This window comes from Paenibacillus rhizovicinus, from assembly GCF_010365285.1.
GTDB classification, from domain to species: Bacteria; Bacillota; Bacilli; order Paenibacillales; family Paenibacillaceae; genus Paenibacillus_Z; species Paenibacillus_Z rhizovicinus.
On sequence record NZ_CP048286.1, the window covers coordinates 6502631 to 6514648 of the forward strand.

The 12018-nt window shown below is 56.3% G+C and carries 9 protein-coding genes; 5 read left to right on the plus strand and 4 right to left on the minus strand.

The window, feature by feature from the left end; all coding sequences use genetic code 11:
- Window position 1: 1 nt before the first annotated feature.
- A complete protein-coding gene (locus GZH47_RS29040; protein WP_162644494.1) occupies window positions 2–868 on the minus strand; it encodes a class I SAM-dependent methyltransferase in 867 nt (288 codons plus the stop codon).
- Window positions 855–1586 (minus strand): response regulator transcription factor, encoded by a 732-nt coding sequence (locus tag GZH47_RS29045; protein WP_162644496.1) that lies wholly within the window; start codon window positions 1584–1586, stop codon window positions 855–857. The genes GZH47_RS29040 and GZH47_RS29045 overlap by 14 nt, the downstream gene beginning before the upstream one ends.
- 50 nt (window positions 1587–1636) lie before the next feature.
- Here GZH47_RS29045 and GZH47_RS29050 point away from each other — a divergent pair, with 50 nt between their 5' ends.
- Complete coding sequence (locus GZH47_RS29050; protein ID WP_162644498.1) at window positions 1637–3763, plus strand: sensor histidine kinase; 2127 nt, start codon at window positions 1637–1639, stop codon at window positions 3761–3763.
- A gap of 2 nt (window positions 3764–3765) precedes the next feature.
- Here GZH47_RS29050 and GZH47_RS29055 read toward each other — a convergent pair whose 3' ends face one another.
- Together GZH47_RS29055 and GZH47_RS29060 are read right to left on the minus strand one after the other, a co-directional pair.
- The gene (locus GZH47_RS29055; RefSeq protein ID WP_162644500.1) at window positions 3766–4089 is read right to left on the minus strand and encodes a helix-turn-helix domain-containing protein; all 324 of its coding nucleotides are present in this window, start codon (window positions 4087–4089) and stop codon (window positions 3766–3768) included.
- Between the two features lie 560 nt (window positions 4090–4649).
- A complete protein-coding gene (locus GZH47_RS29060; RefSeq protein WP_225446261.1) occupies window positions 4650–6548 on the minus strand; it encodes a terpene cyclase/mutase family protein in 1899 nt (632 codons plus the stop codon).
- 351 nt (window positions 6549–6899) lie between these two features.
- Here GZH47_RS29060 and GZH47_RS29065 point away from each other — a divergent pair, with 351 nt between their 5' ends.
- From GZH47_RS29065 to GZH47_RS29080, 4 genes are all read left to right on the plus strand, one after another.
- Window positions 6900–8615 (plus strand): ABC transporter ATP-binding protein, encoded by a 1716-nt coding sequence (locus GZH47_RS29065; RefSeq protein ID WP_162644504.1) that lies wholly within the window; start codon window positions 6900–6902, stop codon window positions 8613–8615.
- 162 nt (window positions 8616–8777) lie between these two features.
- A complete protein-coding gene (locus tag GZH47_RS29070; RefSeq protein ID WP_162644506.1) occupies window positions 8778–10016 on the plus strand; it encodes an aminopeptidase in 1239 nt (412 codons plus the stop codon).
- A gap of 224 nt (window positions 10017–10240) precedes the next feature.
- Window positions 10241–10885 (plus strand): nicotinamide riboside transporter PnuC, encoded by a 645-nt coding sequence (gene pnuC / locus GZH47_RS29075; protein ID WP_162644508.1) that lies wholly within the window; start codon window positions 10241–10243, stop codon window positions 10883–10885.
- Complete coding sequence (locus GZH47_RS29080) at window positions 10882–11910, plus strand: AAA family ATPase (RefSeq protein ID WP_162644510.1); 1029 nt, start codon at window positions 10882–10884, stop codon at window positions 11908–11910. Before pnuC ends, GZH47_RS29080 begins: the two co-directional genes overlap by 4 nt.
- Window positions 11911–12018 lie beyond the last annotated feature (108 nt).

Below are 12018 nucleotides of genomic sequence, written 5' to 3' on the forward strand. Positions count from 1 at the left end.
CCTACTGGCCCTCCCAGCGGCCTAATATGCCGCAAGGCAGCGTCAGCCCCGAAGCCGTAATCGGAATGCCGATTTCGCCGCAATGAATCGAGCCGTTGTACGTCTGATTGACCGTCATGTGAAGCATGTTGTGCAGCACGGTAGGAGAAAGGCCCGTCGTATACGAATTCACCAATACGAACAGCGGATTCTCCGATAGAATCGTCGTGCAGGATTCCAGGAACGGATACAGGTTCTGCTCCAGCTTCCACATCTCGCCGTTCGGTCCGCGGCCGTAAGACGGCGGATCCATGATAATAGCGTCGTACTTGTTGCCGCGGCGCTGCTCGCGCTGCACGAATTTGAACACGTCGTCCGTAATGTAGCGAACGGGAGCAGAAGCCAGGCCGGACAGTTCGGCGTTCTCCTTCGCCCATTGCACCATGCCTTTAGCGGCATCGACGTGGCAAACTTCTGCGCCCGCGGCTGCCGCGGCGACCGTTGCGCCTCCCGTGTAAGCGAACAGGTTAAGCACTTTGATCGGTCTGCCGGCCTTGCGGATCTTGTCCATCATCCAGGTCCAATTGACGGCCTGCTCCGGGAACAAGCCGGTATGCTTGAAGCTCGTCGGCTTGATATGAAACTTCAATTCGTTGTAGGAGATGGTCCAGCGTTCGGGCATTTTCGTGCGGAAGTTCCATTCTCCGCCTCCGGAGGAGCTGCGGTGGTAATGGCCGTCAGCCGTGTTCCAGCGTCCGGTTTCGTTAGCGATCGGCCAAATGACTTGCGGATCGGGCCTGCGGAGGACGAAGGACCCCCAGCGTTCCAGTTTTTCACCGTTTCCGGTATCGAGGAGCTCGTAATCTTTCCATAAATCAGCGTTGTACATGCAGGTTTCCTTCCTTGATGTTGAATTTATAGCCGACGCCCCGAACCGTGACGATATAGATCGGATTCGCGGGATCGGGCTCGATTTTCTTGCGGAGATTGCTGACATGAACCATTAAGGTTCGCGTATCTCCCATGCTGTCGTGTCCCCAGACGATGGTGTACAGGTCGTCCAAGGCGAACGCGCGGTTCGGCGTCTTGGCGAGACGGACGAGCAGCTCGAATTCTTTGGTCGACAAAAATACTTCTTTGCCTTTAACATGGACCGTGCGGCCCGGCAGATCGATCACCAGTCCGTCGAAACGAAGCACCTCGCCGGCGGCCCTGTCGTAAGGAAGCTGACGGTCGTTCACCGATTGCCGGCGAAGATGGGCTTTGACGCGCGCGACCAGCTGGCTTGGACTGAACGGCTTCGTCATGTAATCGTCGCCGCCTACGGTCAGACCATGTATAATGTCAGTATCGTCACTTTTACAGCTGACGAACAGGATGGGTACGTCCGAAACTTCGCGGATGTGCTTGCAAACGTCGAAACCGTCCATTTGCCCCAGCTGCACATCCAAGATGATCAAATCCGGCCGATACGTGTCGGCGTATGCGACGGCATCCTCGCCGTTATCGGTCGTCTGAACGTGATAACCTTCGCGTTCCATGTATAAAGAAATCAGCTCGGTAATATCCGCTTCATCGTCAACGACTAAAATTTTGCACCCAGACATCTCCTAAGTTCCCCCTCTTCCTCGCACTATTATAGCGAATTTAGGGAGGGGTGGGCAATCCACGTTTTCAGGAGGGTATCATTATTCGCCGCTTATTAGCACTCATTATGCTCCTGCTCTTCATTATCATCCCGCTATCGGGCTGTACGGTTCAGACGGGCGACCGCGAACCCGAGGCCAAAAACGGCATTTTGGATTTGCGCCAGTGGTCGTTCAAGGACGATGGACAAGTCGCGCTGTCGGGCAAATGGTCGTTTTTTGGCGGTCAGCTGCTGACTCCCGGCAGCCCGCAGCTCATGTATCCGGAGCGCCATGTCATGGTGCCGCGGTCGTGGAACAGCTATTCGGGCAAGTCCAGCATTCGGAACGGTCAAGGTTTCGCGACGTACAAGCTGACCGTTCGTCTTGCGCCGGAAGACCGCGTGCTGGCGCTGCGCGTGCCGAATATCTTCAGCAGCTACAAACTTTGGATCGACGGCAAAGTCATGGCGGAGCAAGGCCGAGTCGGGACGAGCCGCAGCGAATCGACGCCGCAGCAATACCCGCGCATCGTTTCGTTCTCCACCAATTCCGAGCAGGTGGACATCGTTATTCAAGTGTCCAATTTTCAGCATCGCAAAGGGGGCATCTGGGTGCCCATCATGCTGGGGAACAGCGATACGATCGTCCACGCGCAGATGATAACGACGGCCAAAGAGATGCTCATTCTCGGCAGCCTTGTCATTATCGGCGTCTACCATATCGGCCTCTATGCATTCCGCAGGCAGGAGAAGTTTACGATTCATTTCGGCCTGCTGTGTCTGTTAGTGGGCGCCAGAGCGAGCGTCACGGGCGAGAATTACCTGCTGCAGTTCTTTCCGATTCCGTGGGAGGGCGGGCTGAAGATCGAATACATATCCTTCTCGCTCAGCGCGGTCACCGGCTACTTGTACGTTTACCGGCTTTTCCCGATGGACGCATCGAAGAAAGTCATTCATTTGGTCATCGGCATCGGGTTCGCGCTCTGCGGGTTCGTGCTCGCGTGTCCGGCAATCGTGTATTCCAGGCTGCTGCCGGCGTTCCAGTTGTATGTCATCGCGGTGAGCGCCTATACGCTGGTCGTTCTCGTTACGGCGAGACTCCGCAAGCGGATCGGATCCGCGTTCGTGCTGATCGGCGTCGCGGTATTCGTGGTCACGGTGCTGAATGACATGCTGTTCTATAACGAATGGCTCGTATATGCGCAGCTTGTGCCGCTGGGGTTGTTTTTCTTCATGCTCATGCAGTCCTTTATTATTTCTAAACGGTTTTCGAGCGCCTTATACCAGGTCGAGCACGTATCGAACGAACTTCGGGAGCTGAATATGCACTTGGAGGAACGAATCGAGGAGAGAACGGTCGCGCTCAGCGAGGTCAACGAATCGTTGGCGCTAACGAATCGCGAGCTGCAGCGTTCGGAAACGTCGAGAAGGCAGCTGATGACGAACATCTCGCATGATTTGCGCACGCCGATTACGCTGCTGCAAGGTTATTTGGAAGCTTTTCAGGACGGCGTCGTGAAATCGGAGGAACAACAGCAGAGATACATTAAGATGATGCTTGGAAAAGTCGGAGGGCTGAATCGGCTGATTCGCGATTTGTTTGAACTGACGAAGCTGGAGGCGGGGCAAACGCGGTTTGATTTCGGCGAGGTGGTGCTCGGGCAGTGGATGAGGCAGGTCAAAGACTTGTACGAGATCGACGTCATCAGCAGCGGAATTCGGTTCGACTGCGAGTATCTCAGTGAGAACGTGCCCGGTGAAGGACAGAACCACGAGGTACAGCAGCAGAACCGCATCCGGCTGAGCTTGGATTTGTCCCGCATGGATCAGGTCATGGCGAATGTCATCTACAATGCCATCAAGCATACGCCGAGAGGCGGAGAGATAACGCTTTCTTTTTACTATGAAGCGTCGACGAATCGGGTGATCGTCACCGTCAGCGATACGGGCGTCGGAATCGAGGAAGAGCATCTGCCGTATATTTTCGACCGGTTCTACAAAATCGAGGCTTCCCGCAATTCCGCGGACGGCGGCAGCGGGCTTGGTCTCGCCATTGCGAAGGAGATCGTCGAAGCTCACGGAGGCACGATCGGAGCGGTCAGTGCGGTCGAGAAGGGCACCATGATTTGGTTCATGCTGCCTTGCACCGTCAAATAGCTTCAATCGGCCTGCTTGAGGACGGCCATCATCCGGTCGATAGACTGCTTGCGTCTCTCTTGGTCCATGCCGTTCAAAATTTTAATGATTTCGATCGCTTCGGGTGACACCGGCGTATCCGGCTTGACTGGCTCTCCACCAATAATATAGTCCAGCGAAACGTTGAACAGGACCGCTAATTTCTTCAGCGTTTCGTAGACAGGCTGGCGATTGTTGATTTCGTAATGGCTGTACGCGGAACGGGTAATGCCGATTTGCCTTGCCACTTCTTCCTGCGAAATGTTTTTGCGGAGCCTGAGCTCTCTCAAACGGTCTCCCATCGTCATAGTTTTCGAACTCCTTACGTCAATCTAGCCATCTAGTACCGGGCCGAAGGTTATACTTCCGGCCTTCTATTAGATAATTTATGATACAAAGTGTATCAATGTCAAGGAGATTATGGAAATATAAGCGGACATTATAATTTTTTAACGATTGAAGGAATTGCGCGGGCGAAATGTCGGTTGAAATGAAAGCCTTCTCATCGAACATTAAGGAAAGTTCAGATTATACGTACAAGGTGATGGGCGGAAAATGCCGTGTTTCATGCCGTATCTCGATTGAATGTCATGTCGAATTTAGAGTGGAGGCGGATTTCGCAGATGATGTTCGTAGAAGTCGAAATATTGCTGGATACGATGACGGAGGAATACAATTCGTATCATCGCCGAAGGACTGGACCGCGACGACAAAGGGACTTTCCGGGCGGCGTCTGCCGTTTGGATCGTCCTTTTGTTGCGAGATTGGAGCTGCGGAAGCGGGGAGGGGAGCGGAAAGGAATGGAAGCCGAACGGAAGATGACGGACGTGTATGGAAGTCGATCACATGGCGCGCTCACTTCTTTCCCCTAGTGGCCGCCGCCGTATTTGGCGCGGTAATTGGCGAGCACCAGAAGCGGCCAGACGATCGCATAGCTGTCGTAGCGCATATAGAGACAGCCCGGCAGCCCCGCGCCGGTCGGATAGTCCGCGGCAGGCCCGCCCCGCTGGACATGCGTCAGCAAGTAATCGCAAGCCCGTTCCATGGCGGGCAAGGGCCGGTCATGCACGGCGATCAGGGCATCGAGCGCCCAGGCGGTTTGCGAGAGCGTCGAATAGGACAGCGGAAGGTAGCGTTTGACCCGATCGCTGGCGCAGGATTCGCCGAAGCCGCCGTCCGGCTGCTGGACCCGGAACAGCCAATCCACCGCTTTGCGGATTTGCGGGTGATCGGCAGGTTCGCCGACGGCAGCCAATCCGGTCAGCGCCGCCCAGGTTCCGTAAATGTAGCAAACGCCCCAGCGTCCATACCAGGAGCCGTCCTTCTCTTGGCGGTCATACAGCCAATCCGCCCCGCGGCGAATGTACGCGTGATCGCTCGTCAGACCCGCGCTTCGTCCGAGGTATTCCAGCGTTCGGCCGGTCAAGTCCGGCGTGGACGGATCGGTCGCGGCATCCTCAGCGCCGTCCAAGGGCACCCAGCGAATGATCCGGCTGTCGACATTACGTTCGAACGCGGCCCAGCCGCCGTCGCTGTTCTGCATCGCGAGCAGCCATTGCAGGCCGCGGTCGACGGCCTGCCGGACCGATGAGCCGGGAAGGCCGCGGACGGCGCGCATGGCCGCCGTCGTGTCATCGACGTCGGGATTGATCGTATTGACGTCGGAGAAGCCCCAGCCGCCGGCCACGGGCCGTTTCACGTTGCGTTTCCAGTCGCCCAGGGCAGTATGCTGGCGGTCGAGGAGATAGCGGCCTGCTTTCGCGACAGCGGGATGTTCGCCGGTTAAGCCGGCGGCTTGGAGGGCGTGGCTGGTCAGCGCCGTATCCCACAGCGCCGAAGTCGTGATCTGCATGGAAGGCAGCGCCGCCGTCAGGCGATCCGGGAAAAAAAGCGTTTCAAGTCCGCGCACTGCCTTTTCCATGACGGGATGTTGCATCGAATACCCTCGCGCGTGCAGCGCGTGCAGCATCATTAAGGTGGAGCTTGAATAACCGTGGAGCGTACCGTCGGGCTCGATTCGATCCAGCATGTAACGCTCGGCGCGTCCGGCGGCTTGGTCGTGCAATTTGGCGGGCAGGGACAGCAATCCTTTGCGACGCTGCTCGGACAGATCTTGAATAGGCAAGCGGAAATGCGCGTGCCAGCTCCGCATGAGCCGCTTGAATTCGTTCCCGCCGCGAACAGGCTCGGTCAACGACTGCACCTGCGGGAACTTGCTGCCCGGTTTGCGGTCGGCGAGCAGCATCATCGGCGCCATATGAACGCGAGCGTAGCCGGAGAATTGGAAGAAATGGATCGGGGACGAGGGCGGGAGCATCATGATGGAGAGAGGAACCGGAAACCATCGCGGCCAAGGGTAGCGGCCAATGACGGCAAGCCGGAATTTCGTCAGCAGGCTGTCGATCTGCTTCATGCCGCCAAGCGCCTCGAATGCTTCCTTCGCCTTCTTCAAGGCAGGCTCGTTCGGCGAAAGCCCGGCATATTGCAAAGCGTAATAACATTCCGCCGTCGCGGATGCGTTGCCGCCTTCTTCGTCGGGGTATACGAGCCAAGCCCCGTCTTGGGTTTGCTTGGCCAGCATGCGTTCCGCCAGCGCGCGCACGAGCTTCGGCTTGCGGATTCCGATGCTTTGCAGCAGGAAGACGGCCGCGGCATCCATGGTCGTGCCGCCTTCAATAAAGCCCATGCGCCAGCTGCCGTCCGCGGCTTGCCGCTGCAGCAGCCCGCCGATCAGCGCATCGACGGCGGGTTGGATCCGTTGGAGCATAGCGTTCACCTCGTTCGTCCGGCGCCTTCCGAATCGTGCTCGCATGCCGGAATGATAAATTAGTCTATGACAGGTACGGCTCCAAACATGTCGAACCGGACCTTAAGCGAAATCCCGAAGGGTTCGGATTTTTTCTACAAAGTCGTATGTAAAGCATGGACAAGTCACGTCGAACTCTATATTATGAAAATGATTCTCATTACGCGAAAAGTCAGCGAGAGTTACATAAGCAAGTTACATAAGCAAGTTACATAAGCAAGTTACATAAGCAAGTTACATAAGCAAGTTACATAAGCAGTGGTGGCAAAGCAGTTCCACCGTTCGTAAATCACAGTCAGGAGGAACGAAATCATGTTGTCGCGTTTTATCGCCTATTACAAGCCGTATAAGAAATTGTTCTATCTCGATTTCTTCAGTGCCATCCTTGCCGGCTTCCTGGAGCTCGGTTTTCCGGTCGCGGTCAATAAATTCATCGACAAGCTGCTGCCGGGCAAGGATTGGAGCTTGATCGCCTGGGCATGCGCCGGGCTGCTCTTTATTTATCTGCTTAACGCCTTCTTGAACTATATCGTCACGTACTGGGGACATATGCTCGGCATCAACATCGAAACGGATATGCGGCGCAAGCTGTTCGATCATATTCAGAAGCTGAGCTTCCGGTTCTTCGACAATACCAAGACGGGCCATCTGATCGCCCGGTTGACCAATGACTTGATGGAAATCGGCGAAATGGCGCATCATGGACCGGAGGATCTCTTCATCGCGGTCATGACGCTCGTCGGCGCATTCATTCTCATGCTGCTCATCAATTGGAAACTCGCGCTGCTGACGTTCGTCGTCGTGCCGGTGATGATTTGGCTGGCCATCTATTTCAGCGCGAAAATGACCAAAGCATTCCACCGGCTGTTCTCGGATATCGCGGACTTCAACGCCCGCGTCGAAGACAACGTCGGCGGCATTCGCGTCGTGCAGGCGTTCGGCAACGAGCAGCACGAGAAAGTGCTGTTCCACGAAAACAATTTGCGCTTCCGCGTCTCCAAACTGATGTCGTACAAAATCATGGCGTCCAATTCGTCGATCAATTATATGCTGAAACGGCTCGTCACGTTGTTCGTGATGATTTGCGGCACATGGTTCGTTATTCGCGGCGAACTGACGGCGGGCGAATTCGTCGGGTTCCTGCTGCTCGCGAATGTTTTCATCGGACCGATCGAGAAGATCAACGCCGTCATCGAGAGCTATCCGAAAGGCTTCGCCGGCTTCAAGCGCTATGTCGAGCTATTGGAAACGGAACCGGAAGTGCAGGATCGCCCGAACGCCGTGACCGTGGACAAGTTGCAGGGCGACATCGTATTCCGCGACGTCAGCTTCGGTTACGGGGAAGAAGCCAGAGTGCTGAAGCAGATCAACCTGACGGTTCACGAGGGCGAAACGGTGGCCTTCGTCGGACCTTCCGGCGCGGGCAAAACGACGCTGTGCAGCCTGCTGCCGCGCTTCTACGACGTAACTGGAGGCAGCGTTTCGATCGACGGGACGGATATCCGCGACTTGAAGCTGGCTTCGCTTCGCAAAGGCATCGGCATCGTGCAGCAGGACGTTTTCTTGTTCGCGGGCACGCTGCGCGAAAATATTTTGTACGGCAAGATGAACGCCCCGGAACCTGAGCTATGGGCGGCAGTGAAGCGCGCGCAGCTGGAAGCGTTCGTCCAATCGCTTCCCGACGGACTGGATACGATCGTCGGCGAGCGCGGCGTGAAGCTGTCCGGCGGGCAGAAGCAGCGCGTCGCCATCGCGCGGATGTTCCTGAAGAACCCGCCGATTCTCATTCTGGACGAGGCGACTTCGGCGCTGGATACGGAGACGGAGTCCGCTATTCAGCAGTCATTGGCCGAGCTCTCCCAGGGCCGAACGACGCTCGTCATCGCCCACCGGCTCGCGACGATCAAGAATGCCGACCGCATCATCGTCGTTACGGAGCAAGGCGTATCGGAGCAGGGCAGGCACGAAGAGCTGCTCGCGGCCGGCGGCCATTACAGCAGGCTGCATCGGGCGCAGTTCCAATCTTAAGCGCGATAGACCGGGAAGACAGGATAGACAGGAAGACCGTTCGTACGCGAACGGTCTTCTTTCTTTTGCAACCCGTCATCGCGCACTGGTATAATGGACATCGCTTTGATCCATGCAATCTCTATCCATTTCATCAATCCACACGAAGAGGAGTGCAAGAATATGAAATCGTTCCAACAACGAGTCGAGCAGTATGCGGCGCTTGCCGTCGAGGTCGGCGTAAATGTTCAGCCAGGGCAGAAGCTTTGCGTGATCGCACCAGTAGCGGCTGCCGAATTCGTGCGCGAAATCGTCAAGCATGCCTATCGCATCGGGTCGCAGTACGTGCACGTCGATTGGAGCGACGAGGCGGTCACCCGCGCGCGCCTGGAGCTTTCGCCCGAAGAAGGATTGTCCGGGTATCCGTCGTGGCTTGCCGAAGGACGCGTGCGATTAGCCGAGGAAGGCGCCGCGTTTCTATGGGTCATCGCTGAAGATCCGGATCTGCTGAACGGCATCGATTCCAAACGGATCGGCATGGCAACGAAAGCGCAGCAGAATGCGCTGCAGCCGTTCCGTAAATTCACCTTGAACAACGAGGTATCCTGGTCGATCGTAGCCGTTCCGACGCAGCCGTGGGCGGATAAAGTGTTTCCCGGGCATGCCGCAGGGGAGCGCGTTGACGCGCTATGGGAAGCGATCTTCGCGGCCGTTCGCGTCGATGCGGAAGATCCGGTCGCCACTTGGCGGGAGCATGCGGCCAATCTGCGCGCCAAAGCCGCTCGTCTGAACGAACGGAATTACAAGCGATTGCAATATCGCAGCGCGTCTACGGGAACCGATGTGACGATCGGCTTGCCGGAAGGGCATATTTGGGTGAGCGCCGGCACGCAGAACAAGGAGGGAACGACGTTCATCCCGAACATGCCGACGGAGGAAGTATTCACGTCCCCGCTCCGCACAAGCATTAACGGCAAAGTCGTCAGCAGCAAACCGCTCAGCTATAACGGCAATTTGATCGACCGGTTTGCGATTACGTTCGTCGACGGACGGATTACCGCTTATGAAGCCGAGCTGGGACAGGAGGCGCTGCGAGAGCTCGTCGAGACGGACGAAGGCTCGCATTATTTGGGCGAAATCGCGCTCGTACCGTTCCGCTCGCCGATATCGGATACGAATATTACGTTCTTCAACACGCTGTTCGATGAGAATGCGGCCTGCCATTTGGCCATCGGCTTCGCGTTCCCGTTTTGTCTGGAAGGCGGACTGACGATGAGCAAGGAAGAGCAGCTGGAACGCGGACTGAACCAGAGCTTGACGCATGTGGATTTCATGATCGGCACTGCGGATCTCGAGATTGACGGCGTAAGAGAAGACGGCAGTCAAGAGCCGGTATTCAGGGGCGGCAACTGGGCGTTTTAATGACAACGGGCTTTCCGGTTCCGGGTGATCGACGGAGACGGAGAGCCCTTTTTTGTGAAGGGGGGTTGACATCGTTATTTAATATGTCATAATGACAATATCAATTGTTGGAAGGAAGCCCGTACTCAAGCGAACAGTCGAATAGAGCGCGGGCACTTGTCATCGTTATTGATATTGTCATTGTGATAGTTTTAAAATCCATTTCATCGCAGGGGGAACCGCTTATGAACAGGCCTTGGGTACTGCCGGTATTATTTATTTGCATGATTGGCATCGCAGGGGTGACGTCCTCGACGACGCTGGAGATCGTTGCAACGACGACGGGGCTGCTCAGCGTCTGGCTGACGGCACGGGAACGAATCTCGGCTTGGCCGGTCGGACTGGTGAACGTCGCTTGTTTCTTCTACATGTTCGAGGACGCGAAGCTATACGCCGATATGATGCTGCAGGTCTTTTTCTTCGCGCTCACTGTTTACGGCTGGATGGTATGGCTGACGAATCGGGGCACGGCGAAGGTACGTCCGACGCGAAGACTGACGCTGCGGCAAGGCTGGCTGCTTGCAGTGCTGTTACCCGTCATAACGCTGATCTGGGGTTACTTATTGCAGAGCTATACCGATGCATCGATCCCTTACGCGGACGCGTTGATAGCCACGCTTAGTCTGATCGCTCAATATTTGCTCTCCTCGAAAGTGTTCGAGAATTGGATGTGCTGGATCGCCGTCGATGTGTTATCCGTCGCCATGTATGCGTATAAAGACCTGTATACGCTCGCGTTTCTATACGTTATCTTTCTCGCCATCGCCATCGCAGGGCATATTTCGTGGCGAAGAGCGCTGCAATCCGACACAAGGGGGCTGCCGGCATGAGCGGCACGCGAGCAGGAACGGGTTTGACATTGGGGAAATTCGCCCCGCTTCATCTCGGGCATCAATCGATGATCGAAGCCGCGATTCGGGAGAACGACAAAGTCATTGTCATCATCTACGATTGCCCGGAAACGACGGATATTCCGCTGAACGTGCGGGCGGCATGGATTCGGACGTTGTATCCAAGTCCCAACGTACAGGTTATCGAGGCGTGGGACGGACCTGCTGCAGCCGGCGATACGCCGGAGATCAAACAATTGCAGGAGCGATATATTCTCGGCAAGCTTAACGGGAAGAAGATCGACCGCTTCTATTCCAGCGAATTCTACGGCGAGCATATGAGCATTGCGCTCGGTGCCGAGAATCGGCAGGTCGATCCCGGCCGGAAGCGGATTCCGGTCTCGGGCACGCAAGTTCGGCTTGCACCATACGACAACCGTGCTTTCCTGAGCCCGGTCGTCTATCGGGATCACGTCGTCAAAGCGGTATTCCTGGGCGCTCCTTCGACGGGCAAGTCGACGCTGGCCGCACATCTGTCCGAACGCTTGCGAACGGTATGGATGCCGGAGTACGGCCGCGAATATTGGGAGATGCATCAGATCGAACGGCGGTTGACCCTCGAACAATTGGAGGCGATCGCCGTCGGTCATATCGAGCGGGAAGAACGGCTTGCGCTGGACGCCCGCGAGGTGCTGTTCATCGATACGAACGCGATAACGACGTATATGTTCTCCCATGATTACCACGGCGAGGCGACGCCGGAGTTGACGCGTTTGGCGGAGAACGCCTCGTCGCGATACGATCTTGTGTTTCTCTGCGACGACGATATTCCATACGACGATACATGGGATCGTTCCGGAGAAGTGCACCGCCAAGTGTTCCAGAAACAAATCGCTGCCGATTTGCAAACGCGCCGCATTCCGTACATGCTGCTCCGGGGGACGCTGGAGGAACGGGCCGCTCAGGTAGAAGCCGTGCTGCGGAGGTTCAGGAAGTACCGCAGTCCGTATGAGTGGCTGCGCTGATGAGCAGCGGTGCCGGTTAGGATGAGAAGCGGCGATAAACGCCGGTAGTGTTGCATTCGAAACTGCAAAAAAATAAGCCTCTCCCATTGATGTGAAGCGGGAGAGGCT

What these genes read in the sequence shown, in the direction of transcription:
- GZH47_RS29080 (WP_162644510.1), top strand. Translation starts at nt 10,882, where the DNA reads ATGAGCGGCACGCGAGCAGGAACGGGTTTGACATTGGGGAAATTCGCC.
- GZH47_RS29065 (WP_162644504.1), top strand. Translation starts at nt 6,900, where the DNA reads ATGTTGTCGCGTTTTATCGCCTATTACAAGCCGTATAAGAAATTGTTC.
- GZH47_RS29055 (WP_162644500.1), bottom strand. Translation starts at nt 4,089, where the DNA reads ATGACGATGGGAGACCGTTTGAGAGAGCTCAGGCTCCGCAAAAACATT.
- GZH47_RS29060 (WP_225446261.1), bottom strand. Translation starts at nt 6,548, where the DNA reads ATGCTCCAACGGATCCAACCCGCCGTCGATGCGCTGATCGGCGGGCTG.
- GZH47_RS29045 (WP_162644496.1), bottom strand. Translation starts at nt 1,586, where the DNA reads ATGTCTGGGTGCAAAATTTTAGTCGTTGACGATGAAGCGGATATTACC.
- pnuC (WP_162644508.1), top strand. Translation starts at nt 10,241, where the DNA reads ATGAACAGGCCTTGGGTACTGCCGGTATTATTTATTTGCATGATTGGC.
- GZH47_RS29070 (WP_162644506.1), top strand. Translation starts at nt 8,778, where the DNA reads ATGAAATCGTTCCAACAACGAGTCGAGCAGTATGCGGCGCTTGCCGTC.
- GZH47_RS29040 (WP_162644494.1), bottom strand. Translation starts at nt 868, where the DNA reads ATGTACAACGCTGATTTATGGAAAGATTACGAGCTCCTCGATACCGGA.